The 16,330-nt window shown below is 69.0% G+C and carries 14 protein-coding genes; 8 read left to right on the forward strand and 6 right to left on the reverse strand.

The genetic code is table 11. The features are described from left to right. Positions 1-19: 19 nt before the first annotated feature. The 3 genes from IE302_RS05960 to IE302_RS05970 form a co-directional block, all read right to left on the reverse strand. On the reverse strand, positions 20-2,590 hold the full coding sequence (locus IE302_RS05960; protein WP_191252490.1) for an FtsX-like permease family protein: 2,571 nt from the start codon (positions 2,588-2,590) through the stop codon (positions 20-22). Positions 2,591-2,594: 4 nt separating this feature from the next. Then, positions 2,595-3,335, reverse strand: a complete 741-nt coding sequence (locus IE302_RS05965; RefSeq protein WP_191252491.1) for an ABC transporter ATP-binding protein — start codon at positions 3,333-3,335, stop codon at positions 2,595-2,597. A 159-nt stretch (positions 3,336-3,494) separates the two neighbouring features. Next, positions 3,495-4,484 carry a helix-turn-helix domain-containing protein gene (locus IE302_RS05970; RefSeq protein WP_191252493.1) on the reverse strand — a complete coding sequence of 330 codons (990 nt, stop codon included), beginning with the start codon at positions 4,482-4,484 and terminating at the stop codon, positions 3,495-3,497. 175 nt (positions 4,485-4,659) lie between these two features. On the opposite strand from IE302_RS05970, the gene IE302_RS05975 reads away from it, so the two are divergent. The 4 genes from IE302_RS05975 to IE302_RS05990 all read left to right on the forward strand — a co-directional run bounded on the left by IE302_RS05975 (position 4,660) and on the right by IE302_RS05990 (position 8,065). Next, entirely contained in the window at positions 4,660-5,322 is a 663-nt protein-coding gene (locus IE302_RS05975) for a papain-like cysteine protease family protein (protein ID WP_191252495.1), read from the forward strand. 6 nt (positions 5,323-5,328) lie between these two features. Further along, positions 5,329-6,141, forward strand: a complete 813-nt coding sequence (locus tag IE302_RS05980; protein WP_191252497.1) for a hypothetical protein — start codon at positions 5,329-5,331, stop codon at positions 6,139-6,141. An 89-nt stretch (positions 6,142-6,230) separates the two neighbouring features. Further along, on the forward strand, positions 6,231-7,430 hold the full coding sequence (locus IE302_RS05985; protein ID WP_191252499.1) for a sensor histidine kinase: 1,200 nt from the start codon (positions 6,231-6,233) through the stop codon (positions 7,428-7,430). After that, entirely contained in the window at positions 7,418-8,065 is a 648-nt protein-coding gene (locus tag IE302_RS05990) for a response regulator transcription factor (RefSeq protein WP_191252501.1), read from the forward strand. Before IE302_RS05985 ends, IE302_RS05990 begins: the two co-directional genes overlap by 13 nt. A gap of 363 nt (positions 8,066-8,428) precedes the next feature. Here the strand turns inward: IE302_RS05990 and IE302_RS05995 are convergent, their stop codons facing one another. Further along, the gene (locus IE302_RS05995; RefSeq protein ID WP_191252503.1) at positions 8,429-9,397 is read right to left on the reverse strand and encodes an Lrp/AsnC family transcriptional regulator; all 969 of its coding nucleotides are present in this window, start codon (positions 9,395-9,397) and stop codon (positions 8,429-8,431) included. Positions 9,398-9,514: 117 nt separating this feature from the next. On the opposite strand from IE302_RS05995, the gene IE302_RS06000 reads away from it, so the two are divergent. Continuing rightward, positions 9,515-10,954, forward strand: a complete 1,440-nt coding sequence (locus IE302_RS06000; protein ID WP_191252505.1) for an FAD-dependent monooxygenase — start codon at positions 9,515-9,517, stop codon at positions 10,952-10,954. 15 nt (positions 10,955-10,969) lie between these two features. On the opposite strand, the gene IE302_RS06005 is transcribed toward IE302_RS06000, so the two are convergent. Both IE302_RS06005 and IE302_RS06010 read right to left on the reverse strand, forming a co-directional pair. Then, complete coding sequence (locus tag IE302_RS06005) at positions 10,970-11,452, reverse strand: hypothetical protein (protein WP_191252506.1); 483 nt, start codon at positions 11,450-11,452, stop codon at positions 10,970-10,972. 127 nt (positions 11,453-11,579) lie between these two features. Then, complete coding sequence (locus tag IE302_RS06010) at positions 11,580-14,351, reverse strand: AfsR/SARP family transcriptional regulator (RefSeq protein WP_191252508.1); 2,772 nt, start codon at positions 14,349-14,351, stop codon at positions 11,580-11,582. A gap of 205 nt (positions 14,352-14,556) precedes the next feature. Between IE302_RS06010 and IE302_RS06015 the strand changes: the two genes are divergently transcribed. From IE302_RS06015 to IE302_RS06025, 3 genes are read left to right on the forward strand one after another with little or no spacing between them, the layout of a single operon-like run. Beyond that, positions 14,557-14,937 carry a peptidase inhibitor family I36 protein gene (locus tag IE302_RS06015; protein WP_191252510.1) on the forward strand — a complete coding sequence of 127 codons (381 nt, stop codon included), beginning with the start codon at positions 14,557-14,559 and terminating at the stop codon, positions 14,935-14,937. Between the two features lie 12 nt (positions 14,938-14,949). Continuing rightward, positions 14,950-15,312 carry a hypothetical protein gene (locus IE302_RS06020; protein ID WP_191252512.1) on the forward strand — a complete coding sequence of 121 codons (363 nt, stop codon included), beginning with the start codon at positions 14,950-14,952 and terminating at the stop codon, positions 15,310-15,312. Beyond that, positions 15,309-16,322: a hypothetical protein gene (locus IE302_RS06025; protein ID WP_191252514.1), complete on the forward strand. Its 1,014-nt coding sequence runs from the start codon at positions 15,309-15,311 to the stop codon at positions 16,320-16,322. Before IE302_RS06020 ends, IE302_RS06025 begins: the two co-directional genes overlap by 4 nt. The last annotated feature ends 8 nt before the right edge of the window (positions 16,323-16,330 follow it).

The following is a 16,330-nucleotide window of genomic DNA, read 5'->3' on the forward strand; positions in this document are numbered from 1 at the left end:
CCGGACGACGGGGAACGCACTACTCGCGGAGGCCGATCGCCTCGATCGGCTTCGACCGCAGCGCCACCCGGGTGGCGAGCCCGAGCGAGAGCAGGCCGAGCAGGATCGCCCCGGCGACGACCCCGCCGAAGACGGCGACGGTGCCCGCCGGCAGCGGCGTCCCGCGCAGACCGAGGTTCAGCAGCGTCAGGGGAATCCCCGCCACCACGGTCCCCAGCAGCGCCGCGACTCCCACCGTCGCCAGCGCTTCGAACCGCATCATCCGCACCACCTGGCGTTTCGTGGTCCCGATCAGGCGCAGCAGGGCGAACTCCCTTGCCCGCTGCGCGGTGCTCATCACCAGCGTGTTGGCCACCGAGATCACGACGTAGCCGAGGATCACGCCGACCGCGACCAGGTTCACGTAGAACTGGGCCTGCTGCTGACCGCCCGCGGGCGCCGCGATCGCCGATCCCGGCGTCACGACCAGCCCCGGGTAGCGGACGGCGAGGTCGCGCAGGGCGGCGGTCACGGCCGCGGGGTCCGCGTCGGGTTGCTGCCGCACCAGCACCGAATCGTCCATCTGGTCACCGGTGTGCGCCCTGGCCAGGTCCGCGGGCAGCACGTAGCGGCCGAAAGCCTGGTCGCGGGTGTAGGTGGCGACCAGCCGCAGCTTCGCCGGAACGCCGTCACCGAAGTAGAACTCGACCTCGTCGCCGATCTTCTTCTCGTACCAGTCGGCTTCCGATTCGCTCATCGCCACGGTGTTCCCGGTGAGGTCGGCGATCCTGCCCGACACGACGTCGAGATCGAGGTTCCCGCGGATCTGGGCGGCGTCCAGACCCTGCGCCCCGTATTGCTCGACGCGCACCGTGTCCTGCTCCTGGACCGTGTTCAGCACCTGGGTGCGCACGACCGGGGTCGCGGCGGCGACGCCGGGGATCCGCCGCGCCGCCTCGGCGACCTCCGGGGACACGCCGCCGGTGGTGCTCGCCAGCACGTGGTCCGCGGTGGTCGACTCCACGGTCTCCTCTTGCCGGGCGGCGGCCGCGGAGGTCTGGCTGTAGAACATCGTCAGCGCGAAGGAGACGGCCAGCATCACCGGCGTCACCGCGGCGGCCAGGCGCCGCGAGTTGGCCTGGCTGTTGGCGGCGGCCAGGTAGCCGCTGATCCGGGAGGTCCGGTTGAGCACCGGGGCGATCAGCCGCGTCATGAACGCGACCACCTTCGGGCTCAGCACGGCGAGACCGATCACGATGATCAGCGCCGACATCGACGAGACCGCCAGGCCGGGTTCACCGCGCAGGAAGATCGGGACCAGCGAACCACCGAGGCCGATCGCCACCAGCGCGAAGCCGACGAGGACACGGACCCTGCCGAGTTCCTTGCGTTCCACCGCCGCCTCGCCGAGTGCTTCGACCGGCCGGATCGACGACGGACGCCGGGAAGCCGACCAAGCGGCCAGCCGGGCGGTGCCCAGCCCGAGTGCCAGCGCGGCGACGAGCGGGATCGGGCTCAGCGCCAGTTCGAAGTCCGGCGGGATCACCCCGATGGCCCCGAAAGCGTTCCTCAACCCGAAGCCGACCGCCACGCCGAAGCCGCTGCCCAGCACACCGGCGACCACCGCGACCAGCATCGTCTCGGCTCCGATGAGCTTGCGGATCTGCTGGGGTGTCGCCGCGATCGCCCGCAGCAGGGCGAACTCCCGGCGACGCTGGTTGATGACCAGCGCCAGCGTGCTGGCCACGACGAACACCGCGATGAGGAGCGCGAAGCCGCCGAACGAGCCCGCGAGCGCCATCAGGAGCATCCGCGTCTGGCTGACGTCGAGGAACTCGACCGTGCTGCGCTCGACACCGGTCGTCACGGTCACCTTGTCGGAGCCCACCGCGTCGCGGATCCGGTCGGCGAGGTCGTCCGGCGTGACGCCGGGGTCCGCCAGCACACCGATCGCGTGCACCTGGCCAGGTGTCCCGGCGAGCTCGACCGCCTTCTCCGGCGAGAAGAACACGGCGGACTGCCGGGTGAGGCCGTCGCCCGACTTCGGCGCGGCGATCCCGGAGACCACGAAGTCCACCGGCGTCGACCGGACGGCCACCTTCACGTGCCCGCCGACGACGGCCCCGCTCCGCGACGCCAGGTCCGCGTCGAGGACGACCTCGCCGGCACCGGCGGGCGCCTGTCCGTCACGCAGCGAGAACGGCGCCAGCGCGGCGGCGTCCCAGTTGTGACCCAGCGACTCACCGCCCTCCGGCCCGGTCAGCGCCCGGCCGTCGGCGGTCACCACAGTGGCGGGGAAGCTCTGCTCCGCCACCACACCGCGCACCCCGGGCACCGCGGCGATCGCGCCGGTGAGCGACACCGGGACCGAAGCCTGTTCCGTGACCTGCTTGCTTTCCATCGGCCCGGCGCCGGGCGGGTCGACCGTCTGCTGCCCGCCGACGACCACCGCCGCGTCGGCGTAGCGCTGGGTCGGGACGCCCGCCCGCAGCCCGGATTCCATCAGGATGCCGCAGCCGGCGACCAGCGCCGTACCGCAGAGGATCGCGACGAACGCGCCCACGAAACCGCTCAAGCGGGTCTTCGTCGTCTGCCATGCCAGATCCCACATGACGTCACCACTCCCCGAGGTGGGTCATGCGCTCGGCGACCCGCTCCGGCGTCGGCTGCGGCAGATGCCCGGCCAGCTTGCCGTCGGCGAGGAACAGCACGCCGTGCGCGGCCGACGCCGCGACCGGGTCGTGAGTGACCATCAACACGGTCTGCCCCATGTCGTCCACAATGGAGCGAAGCAGATCGAGCACCTGGCGCGCGGTGCGCGTGTCGAGTGCCCCGGTCGGCTCGTCGGCGAGGACGACCTCCGGCCGGGTGACCAGCGCGCGGGCGATCGCGACCCGCTGCTGCTGGCCGCCGGAGAGTTCCGACGGACGGTGTTCGAGCCGCTTCGCGATGCCGACACCCTCGACGATCTCGCGCAGCCAGTGCGGGTCGGGCTTCGTCCCGGCCAGCCGCGTCGGCAAGGTGATGTTCTGCAGAACGTTCAGTGACGGCAACAGATTGTAGGCCTGGAAGACGAACCCGATGCGGGTCCTCCGCAGCTCGGTGAGCGCTTTCTCCCGCAGCCCGCTGAGCTCGGTGTCCCCCAGCAGCACCCGGCCCGAGCTCGGCTTGTCCAGCCCCGCCGCACAGTGCAGGAAAGTGCTCTTGCCCGATCCCGACGGTCCCATCACCGCGGTGAACGTGCCCCTGCGCACCCCGACGGTCACCCCGTTCAACGCCGTGACCGCGCCGTCACCGGATCCGTAGACCTTGCTCACGGATTCCAGCGCCAAGGCGCACGCGCCCCCTGAATTCATCGTTTCCCCTTATGCGGTGGTGATCTCTCTCGAGAAAATCTACGGTCGCCAAGGGCTCGGAACGATCCTGCGAGAGGGAAGATCCGGGGTAGTGCTGGCACCACCATGACAGCGGATCCGTGATCCGGGAGAGGTGCGCCGTCGCCGGGACGCGATCCGTCAGAGCCAGCCGGCCCGCGCGGCGTTCAGGGCGAGTTCGAAGCGGCTGGTCGAGCCGGTGGCGACCATCAGTCGTTCGACACTGCGAGTCACGCTGCGCCTGCTGATGCCGAGGTTCCGGGCGGCGACTTCGTCGGTGGCGCCACCGGCCAGCAGGCCGAGCAGCCGCCGATCCTCGTGGCGCAGGCCGTCGGCGTTCTCGCCGCGTTCGGAAAGCAGGCTCGCACGGTCCCAGACGGAGGCGAACAGCGCGCACAGCGCGGGGAGCAGGCCGCATTCCCGGACGAGGATCGCGTTGCGGTGCTGGTCGGCGCTCGCGGCGGTCAGTGAGACCAGGGCGGCGCGGTCGTCGACGATCATCATCTTCGCCGGAATCGTGCTCACCACGCGCGCCTGTTCACCCGCCGCCGTGCAGGGGGCGATATTGTCGCGAAAATACCGGGCGTCCTGCACGGATGCTCGTGCGTACACGACCTGGTACCGGACGCCACGCCGGAGGTTGGCCAGCTCGATCGGGTTGTCGATCGTCGGCGCGCCGTAGGGCGGGGTGTCCAGGAGACGGATCCGCTCCGCGGCGCTGCGTTCCAGTTCGCATACCCTGCCCTGCAGGACCTCGTCGGAGACGAACTCGATGGCGTCCGGTCCCGCCGGGGCCGGGGAGTTCCTGAGGTAGCGCTGGTAGGTCCGCAGGGTGTCCCGCCCGGCCACCGTCAGTTCGGCTTCACGTCGCGCAGTCAGGATCTTGACCGCGGCGGCCGGGTCGAGAGGCATGACGGTTCCGGGCCCCTCGCCGTCAGAGCGGGTCGTCATGCCGAGTTCGGTCAGCGAGACGAGCGCGGCTTCGATCTTGGCCTGGCTCAAGTCCACCTGGGACGCCAGATCGGCGACTGTGGACGGACCGCGCCGCAGCAGCGTGCCGTAGATCCGCGCCTGAGCCTTGCGTAGTCCGAGACCGCGCAAGCGGTCATAGAGCGGGTCGGCGTGCGGCATCTTCGGCCTCCTCGGACAAGGGTGCCATGCACCGTAACCCAGCGCAGGCGCTCTTGCGCCAGTGGCGCACACACGCCGATCCGATTCGACTTTAGTCGGTTGTTCGCCGGAAACGGGCGGCCGAAACTAAGCGGACCGCGGTGCCCATTCCTCGAAATCCCCCTTGGAGAAAAGAATGAAGGCAATTCGTCGTGCCGTCACCGGCGCGTTCCTGATGGCACCCGCCCTCGCCTCGGTTCTCGTCCTCACTCCCGCCGCGCAGGCGCAGGATGCCGAGCGCCCCGGTGGCGTCGAAAGTTCCAAGGTCGCGGACAACACCCACTTGAAACTCGCGGGCGGCGCGGCAAAGGACGCGATCACAGCCAAACGAGTCCTGCCTTACACCCAGCTGGAACAGAAATACGACATGTGGTGCTGGGCGGCGGACGGCGCCGGCATCGAACAGGCCCTCGGCGCCTCGATCAGCCAAGACGAGTTCTGCGCCGAGACCAAGGGAACCGCGGTCGGAAACTGTCCGAACGAGACGGCTTACATGACCGAAATCGCCCAGGGCTTCCACAACACCGGGTTCCGGGCGACCTATGTGGACAGCGCGTTGTCGTGGGACGAGCTCCGGCGCCAGATCGACGCGGGACAGCCGATCATGGCGGACATCAACTGGTCGAACGGCGGCTATCACGCGCAGACGATCTACGGTTACGACACCGGGAACTCCACGATCAACTACGGCGACCCCTGGCCGTCGTACCAGCGCTACCAAACCCGTACCTACAACAGCTACCTGAGCAACAACTCGTTCAGCTGGGCCGACACCATCAGCGGCATCAGGAAGGGCTGACCCGCCATGGCCCGTCCTGTTCGAGCCGTCCTCCTGCTGACGGCGGTCTTGCTCACCTCCGTGGCGTTCCCGCCCGCCGCCGACGCCCGACGCGACGAGGTGCCGCGTCTCGACGCGGCTCGGCTCTCGGCAGCCGTCCGCGCGGCACACACGCCGGCGGCGGCGAGCATCGCCAGAACGAATCTCGAACAGGGCGGGCCTCCCGCGCCGGGAGCGCTGGAAGTCGCGGAAACGGGAACGCCCGCGTACACGATCGATCCGGATTTCGTCCGCGGACTTCCAGGAGCACCCGTAGGAAGACTCGCCTATGTCGCCGTCGTGGTCACAGCGGCCGATGGCCGGAAGGCCACACTGCAGGTCACGCCACAAGGTGCCGACGATTGGACGGTGGAGGCGGCGTTGTCGGGTGAAGACGAACACAGGCTCGCGGAGACGCTCGCGCCGGGAGCCGTGCTGCTCAGTGAACCCCAGATCAACGGCTGGTACGCCCTGGAACCGGGCAAGGTCACGTTGTTGAGGGCGAGTCTGCCGCAGAATCCCGTCGGCGAGTCCCTCCCCCTCGCCGGGTATCAGCGGCAGCTCGCGAACCGGTACGGCGACCGGCTGCCAGGTGGTCCGGCCGATCGCAAGGGCGAAATCGGGTTCGACCAGGACCGACCGGAACAAGGTGTCGTTCCGGGTGCTGTCTGGCCGAGTGCGGGTCTGCTCCTGCTCTGCGTGGTCGCCGTGATCTTGGTGGTAAGGCGGCGTGGCCGCGCGAAGCCACATCGGGAGCCAGGTGCTCGCAAGTGTTCCGGAAGCGGGCTTCACCGCGGCTGACGTGGCGAAGCACACCCGCGCCCCTGGTTGTGGCGGGCCGAGGTGGATACCGAGCACAAGCGGCCGGATCCGGATGCGAGACTGGTGGCGTGATCACCCGGCTCCGGTCCTGTTGGTCCGCGATCCGGTACCTGGCGGTCGGCGCGGCCTCTTCGATGGTCTCCTGGTTCGTGCTCGTCGGCATGCTGTTCGTGCTGCTGATGTGCCCGTTCGGCGTCGGGATCCCGGCGTTGCCGGTCGCGCTCCAGCTGATCCGCCGTCCGGTCGACTTCGAACGCCGCCGGGCCTCCCGCCTGCTGGACGAGCCGATCCCCGAGCCGTACCGCGCCGGGAATCCGGTGACCGACCCGGCCTCGCGGCGGGACCTGGGATGGCTTCTCTTCCACGGCGCCACCGGTTTCGTCATCGGGATCTTCGCCATCGCGCTGCCGCTCGGCGGCCTCCGGCAGGTCGTCACGGCGTTCGTCTGGCAGACGGTGCCCGGCGGGATGGAAAGCTCGCTCGGGTTCGTGGTGACGTCCTGGCCGCTGGCGGGGCTCAGCCTGATCAGCGGCGTCGGCATGATCGCGATCACGTTCCTGGCGCCCAAGGTGGCACGGTGGCAGGCTTCCGTCGCGCGCAAGCTGCTCTCGCCCGCGCCCGGTGTCGTGCTGACCGACCGCGTCGTCGAACTGGCCGCGTCCCGTGCCGCCGCGCTGGAGGCGCACGGCGCCGAACTCCGCCGTCTCGAACGGGATCTGCACGACGGGACCCAGGCGAGGATCGCCGCGGTGGTGCTGCAGCTCGGGATCGCCGACTCGATCTTCGAGAAGAATCCGGAGAAGGCCCGGGAGTTGCTGGGCAGGGCGCAGGACACCGCGACAGGCGCGCTGGCCGAACTGCGGACCGTCGTCCGCAGCATCTACCCGCCACTGCTGACCGACCGCGGCCTCGACGGCGCCGTCACCGCGCTGGCCGATCGCTGCCCGGTTCCGTGCACTGTGGACATTCGCAGCGACAGCCGCCGGCCCGCCGCCGTCGAGGCGGCCGCCTACTTCGTCGTCGCCGAGATGCTGACCAACATCACCAAGCACTCCGGCGCCGAGCGCGCCTGGGTCACCCTCGACGGCGCGGCCGACGCCCTGCTCATCGAGATTCGCGACGACGGCCATGGCGGCGCCGACGAAACCGGCGGCAGCGGCCTGTCCGGCATCCGCAAACGCGCCGAGGCGTTCGACGGCACCTTGAAACTGTCCAGCCCCGTGGGTGGGCCGACCGTAGTGAAAGTGGAGTTGCCATGCGGGTCGTGATCGTCGAGGACGACGCGCTGCTGCGCGAAGGCCTGGTGCTGCTGCTGAACACCTCGGGCATCGACGTCGTCGCGGCGGTGGACGATGTCGACGCCTTCCTCGAACTGGTCGCCGAAGACCGGCCCGACGCGGTCATCACCGACGTCCGGCTGCCGCCGACCCACACCGACGAAGGCCTCCGCGCCGCCGTCAAGGCGCGGAAGATGCATCCCGGCCTGCCCGTGCTCGTGCTGTCGGCCCACGTCGAGACCGGCTACGCGGCGGAACTCCTGGCCGACGGCAAGGGCGCCGTCGGGTACCTGCTCAAGGAGCGGGTCGGAAAGGTCGAGAAGTTCCTCGACGCGCTGGACCGGGTCGTCAAGGGCGGGACAGCCATGGACCCTGAGGTCATCACCCAGCTGATGGCGCACCGCAGGGCCACCGATCCGCTCGAAGGACTGACCGCGCGGGAGCGCGAAGTGCTCGGGCTGATGGCGGAGGGCTACAACAACGCGACCATCGCCGAGCTCCTGGTGGTGAGCGACGGCGCGGTGCACAAGCACATCCGGAACATCTTCGCGAAGCTCGGGCTGCCGGAGGACAGCGGGCATCGGCGGGTTCTGGCGGTTCTCGCCTACCTGAGCGGGAAGAACTGAGACCGGGCCTGCCTCAGGTGGTCGTGAGCGACGATTCGGATTGTTGAGGCGTAGGGCGAAGACGTCCTGTCGCGTGCCAAGTCCGTGAAGGCCTCCTTCCCTACCTTGAGAGTAGGGAAGGAGGCCTTCACGGCCAGGTCAACGTCTCGGCGTTGATCAGCATCGGCGACGGGAGCGTGGCCTCGTAGGAGGTGTTGCGAAAGCCACTTTCGCAACGTTGAAGGTTGCGAAAGTGGCTTTCGCAACACCTTCGAGCCCCCATTGCCCATGAGGACGGCGCACCCCGGGGTGAAGGAGGCCTTCACGGACCGGCGACCAGGCAGGGACACCGTTGCCTTACCCCTCAAGCCACTCACGACCACCTCAGCGCGCCCGGTTCGCGGCGCGCTTGACGGTCTTGATCACCGGCGCCGTCTCGATATGCGTGATGGCGGGCAGCGCGGCCACCCGCGTGGTCAGGTACCGGTACAGCTCCCGCTGGTCCGCGCACACCGCGGTCGCGCACAGGTTCGTCGGCCCGGTCGTGGCCGCGGCGAACGCGATTTCGGGATGCCCGGCCAGGGCCGTACCGGCCTCCTCCAGGTAAGCGGGGGCGACCGAGAGCCAGAGCACGGTCCGGGTGGTGATGTCGAACAGGCTTCCGTCGACGTCGATGTCGAGGTACAGCACTCCTCGCTCGCGCAGTTCGGTCATCCGCCGCCGGACGGTCGTCGGCGACCAGCCGGTCACCGCGGCCAACCGCGCGAGCTCGGCCCGGCCGTCGGTGGCGAGCGTGGCCAGGAGCTTCCGGTCACCGTCGTCGAGCCGCACCGGTCCCGGCCGGTACGGCACGGGAGGCGGGCGCAGCCGCGCGATCGCCTCGTCGTCGAGCGAGCCGATCTTGGCGACGAAACTGTCCGCGCCGCCGTAGAAGGCATGCAGGACGGAGTGCGCGGTCACCCCTTCCACGCGCGGGGTGCGCGGGAGTTTGGCCAGGAGCAACGTCTCGCTGTCGGACTCGTTCTCCGTACGGACCGTGCAGGTGATCTCGGTGCCGCCTGAGGTGAGGCTCACCCAGGACGTGTCCGGACGTCCGGCCAGTGCTTCGGCGACCGCGCCCGACGCGGTGGGCGCGCAGCGCACCCGCAGGAACCACAGCACCGCACCCAGCGCGGCCGGATCGACGCCGCCGAGCACCCGCACCGCGCCGGTCGACCGCAATCGGGCGTACCGGCGGGCGATGGTGCGATCCGACACGCCGAGGACCTCGGCGATCAAGCTGAACGGCGCCCTCCCGTTGATTTGGAGAGCGTGCACGAGCCGGCGATCAAGCTCGTCGTAGTCGGATTCCACGCTTCGAAGCCTAGCGAGTGTCGGATATCGGCACAGTCACGCCCGTTTCTGGCCTGGTCCGGTCCCGGCGCGCGAACGTTGCTCTCGTCCCGATCGACACGACCAGAGGGAGAATCCATGGACACCGACGTGCTCGTCGTCGGCGCCGGTCCGACCGGTATGACGCTGGCCAACGAACTGCTTCTCGCGGGGGTTTCGACGGTGGTGGCCGACAGGCTGTCGCGGCGAAGTGAACTGTCCAAAGCAGGCGGCGTGCAGTCGCGCACACTGGAGGCCTTCGATCAGCGCGGCCTGCTGGAACCCTTGCTGGAAACCGGAAATTATCCGACCAGCATCGGCCACTTCGCCGGCGTCCCGTTCTCGCCCGAGTACGCTCGGCACCGCCTGCCGTGGCGTTCGGTGCCCCAGGTGGCCATCGAAGGATTTCTGGAGCGACACCTTGCCACGCAAGGCATCCACGTCCGGCGTGACCACGAACTGACCGGCCTCGACCAGGACGGGGAAGGGGTCACCGCGACGTTCGCGGGCGGCACCACCCTTCGCTGCCGGTATCTCGTCGCCGCCGACGGCGCCCACAGCACGGTGCGTTCCCTGCTGCGGGCCGGGTTTCCCGGTCAGGCGGGTAAGGCCACCGTGCTCTCGGCCGACGTCCGGTTGAGCGGCGCCGATCAGGTGGCGTCACACACCTGGACCGACGACGGGGACTGGGTGGCGCTGTTCCCGCTCGGCACCGATCCGCAGGGCCGCGAACTGCGCAGGCTGGTCGTCGGCGGGCCGGGCCGTTCGGTGTCCCGCGAAGTCCCGATCACCGAGGAGGAGATCCGCGACGGCCTGCGCCGGGTGTTCGGGTCACGGGTCCAACTGCTCGAACTGTGCTACTCCCGCCGCCTCACCAACGCGGCCCGGCAGGTCGAGCACTACCGGCACGGACGGGTGTTCCTGGCAGGCGACGCCGCGCACATCCACCTTCCGCTCGGTGCACAGGGCATGAACACCGGGATCCAGGACGCGCTCAACCTCGGGTGGAAGCTCGGCGCGGCCGTGCGCGGCTGGGCGCCGGAGGACCTGCTGGACACGTATCACGCGGAACGGCACCAGGTCGGCGCCGCCGTGCTGCGCAACGTCCAGGCGCAGAGCCTGTTGATGGACTGGGTGGGCACCCGCGATCCGGACGTGCTGGCCGCCAAGGAACTTTTCGCGGACCTGACGCGGCTTCCGGAGGTGCAGCGGCATCTCGGCGACCTGCTGTCCGGCATGGCCATCCGCTATCCGATGCCGGGCACCGACACACATCCGCTCGTCGGCCGTTCCGCGCCGGATCTGGACCTCGGCCCGGTCCGCGCGTATGAACTGCTGCGATCCGGGCGCGGCGTCCTGATCGACCCGGCCGACCGGTTCGCCAAGGTCACCGATCTCTGGTCGGACCGGGTGGATCGCGCCGGTCAGGGCGCCGGCACCGAGCCGATGCTCATCCGGCCGGACGGCTACGTGTGCTGGGCCGGTGACCCGGACGACCTCGAAGCCGCGCTCGGTCACTGGTTCGGCGCGCCCCGCTGAGCACCTCTGCCCGCGCTAGTTCGGCGGCTGCTGCGGATTCGGCGGCTGCTGAGCAGGCGGCTGTGGTTGACCGGGCTGAGCGGTGCCGGGCTGCGGAGCCGGGAAACCCGGTGGCTGCGCGGCCATCGGGTAACCGGCCTGTCCCGGATACGGCACGGGGGCGGGTTGCCGGAGCGAACGGCCGCTCTTGACCACCCCGATCGCGACCAGGAGCCAGGACAGCACCGTCAGGGCCTCAAGCGGGATGCCGACCCCCATGAGGATCATGCGGATCTCACTGGCGTCGAGGCCGCCGGCCCACGAGGAAATGTTCGACAGCACGAACTGCCAGACGATGCTCGCCAAGGTGGTGACGATCATGATGGCGAAAGCCCCCACCAGCAGGCCGGAGACTCCCCTGGAGCGGCCTTTGATCGAGAAGATCAGGCCGAGCAAACCCACCACGAGCAGCAACACTCGCGGGATGGTTTCGATGACCGTGTACGAAAGGGATTCCATGCCTGCCTTCCACGAACTCTCCGCCGGACACCCGGCGACGCCAGGCAGATCCTAGGCGGTGAGGACTCCCCGCGTGGCGTGTTCGGCAAGGTCCAGGGAGTCGGGCACGGGTCGCCATCGCGCGGAATCACTTGCCGAGCGCGTCGATCCGCTGTCGCAGCCGCTCTGCCTCGGCGTCACGGCGCTGGTCCTCGTAAAGGCTCAGCGCCGCTCGCCATACCGTGCGGGCGTCGTCGTCCTCGCCGAGGGCGGCGTGCGGATGACCGAGTTTCTCGAGATTCTCGGCCACCACGAACATGTCACCGAGCTCGCGGTACCTGGCGAGGCTCTCGCGGTAGTTGCGGATGGCACGACGATGGTGGCCGGTGCGGTGGTCGAGGTAGCCCAAGGTGTCGAGGACCGAGGCCTCGCCTTCCCGGAGGTTGTGTTCGCGGCATCGGTCGAGTGCCAGCCTGCAGTCTTCGTACGCCCGATCGTGCTCTCCGAGTTGCGCGGCGTAGCACGCGACGATGCACAGCGCGTAGGTCTCCTCGATCGGGTCCTGCAGTTCGCGGTGGAGGTCGAGGGCGCGGGTCGCGTGTTCCAGCGCTTTCCGGTCGTCCCCGCTCCTCCCCCACGCCCACGCCAGCGTCCGGTGACTCCGCACCTGGTTGACGTGGTCGTGATGGAGTTCGGCCAAGGCGAGTGCCTGGTGCACGGATTCGATCGCCTCGTCGAACCGGCCGACACCGGCGAGAGCCCCACCGAGCAGCCGCCGGGTGAGGGTGTGCACGGCGGGCGAGTCGAGGCGTTCCCCTGCGGCGAGACCGGCCTGCCACACCATGACCTCGTCGTGGCTGTGGCCCCGCCGGGCGTGGAAGGTGCTCAGCGTCCATGCCAGCTGCCACACCGTCTGGTGCCTGCCGTGCTGCATTGCGGCGTGCTGCGCCGCCAGCAAGTTGGGGTGCTCGGTGTCGAACCAGGCGAACGCACTTTCCGCGTCCGGCAGATCCTGGGGCCGGACACCGGGTTCGGGATCCGACAGCTGGATCGCGGGCCGATGAGGACCGATGAGACGCTCGCCGGCATAGGCGGTGTGCAGGTAGAAATCGGCGAGCCGGCGCAACGCGGCGTCGAGGGCACCACCGGGTAGTCCCTTGGCGGTGTCCGCGGCGTAACGGCGGATCAGGTCGTGCATCCGCAACCGCCCGCGGGAGTCCTGTTTGACCAGTGATGCCTGTTCCAAGGCCAGTACGGCTTTCCTGGTCTCGTGCGGGGAAAGGCCGGTGAGGGCGGCCGCCGCCGACAGGCCGATGTCGGGGCCCGGCGCGACGCCGAGCAACGAGAACACGGTGGCTTGCCCCGGCTTGAGCGCCCGATACGACCACGACAACACGGCGGACAGACCCGCGGTGTCGTCGTCCAGCATGCCCAGATCGAGTTCCCGGAGTTCGGCGGCGATGGCGGCGAGCGGGAGATCGGGACGGGTGTGGGCGTGGCCGGCGACGAGGCTCAGCGCCAGAGGGAATCCCGCACACTGTGCGATCACCTCGTCGGTCACCGCGGGATCGGCGTCGAGACGGGCGGAGCCGAGCCGCCGGGCCAGCACCGCGTGCGCCTCGTCGGCGGTGAGCACGTCCAGCCGTACGTTCCGGGCCCCGTGGCCAGTGATCAGCCCGGTGAGCTGGTTGCGGCTGGTCACGATCACGGCGCACTCCGCGCCGCCGGGCAGCAACGGGCCTGCCTGGTCGGCGTCGGCGGCGTTGTCCAGGATGACCAGCATCCGTTTGTCCGCCACCAGGCTGCGGAACAATGCGGCTTGAGCATGCGTATCTGCGGGAAGGCGACTCGCGTCCACGCCCAGCGCGTCGAGGAAACCGCGCACCGCCACCGCCGGTGGCATCGGCTGCTCGTCCGGGCTGAAGCCGCGCAGGTCGACGAAAAGCTGTCCGTCCGGGAACTCGCCGGCGTGCCGATGCGCCCAGTGCAGTGCCAGCCACGTCTTGCCGAAGCCACCGGCGCCGGAAAGCGCGCCGATGGCCAGCGTCGCTTCGCCCGCTTGGCGGAGGATGGCGTCGAGGCGGTCGAGTTCCTCGCCTCGGCCGACGAACGGTGTCGGTGGCGCGGGCAGCTGCCGAGGCACCACCGACGGCACCGACGGAGCGGTCGCGGGTGCCGCGGCGAGGGCGGGGTCCGCGGTCAGGATGCGCTGGTGCAGTTCCTGGAGCGGAGCGCCCGGGTCGGTACCCAGTTCCCGGACGAGCCGTTGCCGAAGCCGCTGGTAGTAGGCCAGCGCGTCGGCGGACTGACCGGCGCGGTGGAGAGCCAGCAAGTACTGACCTGCCACCCGTTCGTCCAGCGGCTGCGCGGTGACCCGTGCCGACAGCCGCGCGACCAGGTCCTCATCGCCCGTCGAGTCCAGGAGGCGGTCGGTCAGGTCGCATTCGGTGTTCCAGCGCTCCCGCCTCAGCCGCTCGCGTTCGGTTTCCACCCAGTCGCCGGTCAGTCCGGTCAGCGCCTCGCCGCGCCACAGCGCCAGCGCCTCGGTGAGCAACGCCGCCGCTTGCGCGTCGTCGGCCCGCGCACGGCCGCGCAGTTCGTGGAACTGGTGCAGGTCCACCACCTGGCCGGGCTGGGCCGACAGCAACGCGTAGCCACCGGATCGGCTGACGACCTCCAGCGCTCCTACGCCCGACAAAGCCTGCCGTAGCCGTGAGATGTAGCTGTGGAGCGTCTCGCGTCCGCGACGCGGGGTCCGGGCGCCCCAGACCCGCTCGACCAGCGAGTCCACCGGAACCAGCCGGGGAGCGTCCACCGCCAGGGCGGCCAGCACACAGCGCTGTCTGGCAGGCCCGAGCTCCACGGCCTGGCCGTCGACGTGCACGGTCACCTCACCGAGGAGCCCCACCTGGACAACCATGACCATCCCCCACGCCGTCCGCCCTTGCCAGGCACTCAGAGATAGCACCCTGACCAGCGCATTGCAGAGGTTTCGCAAGCAAAGCACACGGTCGGCCGTCAAGGCTGGCTTCGAGGCGGGACGGAAACCCACCTCACGTCACTGTCCATTCCGACCGGACGAGGCAGTTGCCCGGCCTTGTCTCCGAACCGCGAAAGGTAACGCAATGAACCGCACATCGTCGAGGCTCGCCGTGCTCGTGTTCGGCGGGGTCGCGCTCGCCGGCTCGTTCGTGGCACCGGCCATGGCCGCCCCTTCGTCGCCGATCTCGGTGCAGTCCTGGGGAGACTGCCCGGCGAACAACGTCTGTGTCTGGACCGAAGGCAACTTCGCCTACGCGCCGACTGCGTACGGTTCCCCGGCCTTCCGGACGCTGAACGCCGGGGATCACGACCGCGTCAGCAGCTGGGGAAACAAGACCAGGTACCAGTACTGCCTGTGGGACAACGGGAACAAGGTGCTTCTCGACACGCTTCCGCCGAACCGCGGCAGGCACACGATGCCGGACGGGACGAACGACCGCGCGGACGCGATCGGCCGCTGCTAAGGAGAGATCATCGTGGATGTGAACACGGCGGAACTGGAGAAGGCCGCTGATCTGGTGGAGACCGCGGCCGGGCATTTCAAGGCGAGAAACGCCGAGTTGCACGACGTGGTTCACGAGGCGAGCGGGCGGTGCCTCGACGGCGGCTACGGCAAGACCGGTGGGTACCAGCGAGGCTTGGCGAACTTCGGCGAAATGTTCGTCAAGATCTTCAACGAGTTCCTTGTCGACGAGGACGCATTTTGCAGTTTTCTCGACGGCTTCGGCGTCCGGCTCAGGCAAGCGGCCGGCTCCTATCAGAAGACCGAACTGCGAGCCACGGATTCCATGAATCAGATCGCTGCCAAGCTCGACACGCTCGAGGGACCCAAGGCATGAAGTGGACTTACGATGACCACTACGACGGCATTTCCCATCTGGACGCGGTATTCCTGGAGGGTAACGCGCCCCGGCTGAGCGGGATGCTGCGCAGCCTGGCGGAGTTCAAGTACACCGGTGACGCCTGGCCACCCAAGTACATCGACATGGGCAAGGTCGAAATCGCCGGAATGAACGACGGTGAACTGCGGTCAGGTGTCACGCCCGGCGATGCGACGTTCTACGACGAATATTCCATTCTGCAGGGGTCGGCCAGGGGTGACGGCAAGCCCGACCTGTCCATCGAGCAATTCTTCTATCACGCGGACATCCTCTCAGGACAGGACGTCGGCGACGTGCCGGAACACGCCAACCTGATCCGGGAAAGCCTGAAAGTCGTCTCCGGCGGCTGGATCGAACGGGCGCTCGACCGCGTCGAGGCGGCCCGGATGGGCCAGTCTCACCCCCTGTGGGTCCAGTTGGTCGAGAACTTCACGAAAGACGGCGGCTATCTCTGGCAGTACTGGAAGGGCGAAGCCGCCACGGCGGCAATGGAGAACTTCGCGGAGCTTCACTTGTGGTACGGCGACCGCGATCCCGGTGGCCCCTACCGCGGCCAGGGCCTCGGAATACTGGCTCAGTGCCTGCTCGGTTTCGCCGCGGTGATTCACGGTGCCCGTCTCGACATCGACAACCTCATGGGCGCTTGTGTACGTAACGTGCACGCCTGGGACGACGAGACCGAGTCTCTTTCCAGCATCGGCTGGAGTCTGCTCAGCGGGATCACCGGTGTGATCACCGGTGTCGGCCTGGAAAAGGCCATCGAGGCGATCAGTGCGATCAACGAGATCGCCGAGGACATAAAACACCAGAAATCGCTGCAGGCAGGCGGCTGCTACGACATCCTCGAGCAGTACCTGCGCGAAGCGGATGACGTGCTGGACAAGGCAGTGGCCGGTGTCGAGGCCCTGACCGAAAAGATGAGGCACATCAGGGACGAGTTCGAAAACGCAGCCGTCCCCAAGTGGTGACTTGGGGA

The organism is Amycolatopsis oliviviridis (assembly GCF_014654365.1).
Taxonomy (GTDB): Bacteria; Actinomycetota; Actinomycetes; order Mycobacteriales; family Pseudonocardiaceae; genus Amycolatopsis; species Amycolatopsis oliviviridis.

Coding starts and splice junctions, on each gene's coding strand:
- IE302_RS05970 (WP_191252493.1), bottom strand. CDS start 4,484: ATGCCGCACGCCGACCCGCTCTATGACCGCTTGCGCGGTCTCGGACTA.
- IE302_RS06025 (WP_191252514.1), top strand. CDS start 15,309: ATGAAGTGGACTTACGATGACCACTACGACGGCATTTCCCATCTGGAC.
- IE302_RS05980 (WP_191252497.1), top strand. CDS start 5,329: ATGGCCCGTCCTGTTCGAGCCGTCCTCCTGCTGACGGCGGTCTTGCTC.
- IE302_RS06005 (WP_191252506.1), bottom strand. CDS start 11,452: ATGGAATCCCTTTCGTACACGGTCATCGAAACCATCCCGCGAGTGTTG.
- IE302_RS06000 (WP_191252505.1), top strand. CDS start 9,515: ATGGACACCGACGTGCTCGTCGTCGGCGCCGGTCCGACCGGTATGACG.
- IE302_RS06010 (WP_191252508.1), bottom strand. CDS start 14,351: ATGGTTGTCCAGGTGGGGCTCCTCGGTGAGGTGACCGTGCACGTCGAC.
- IE302_RS05990 (WP_191252501.1), top strand. CDS start 7,418: ATGCGGGTCGTGATCGTCGAGGACGACGCGCTGCTGCGCGAAGGCCTG.
- IE302_RS05975 (WP_191252495.1), top strand. CDS start 4,660: ATGAAGGCAATTCGTCGTGCCGTCACCGGCGCGTTCCTGATGGCACCC.
- IE302_RS05960 (WP_191252490.1), bottom strand. CDS start 2,590: ATGTGGGATCTGGCATGGCAGACGACGAAGACCCGCTTGAGCGGTTTC.
- IE302_RS05965 (WP_191252491.1), bottom strand. CDS start 3,335: ATGAATTCAGGGGGCGCGTGCGCCTTGGCGCTGGAATCCGTGAGCAAG.
- IE302_RS06015 (WP_191252510.1), top strand. CDS start 14,557: ATGAACCGCACATCGTCGAGGCTCGCCGTGCTCGTGTTCGGCGGGGTC.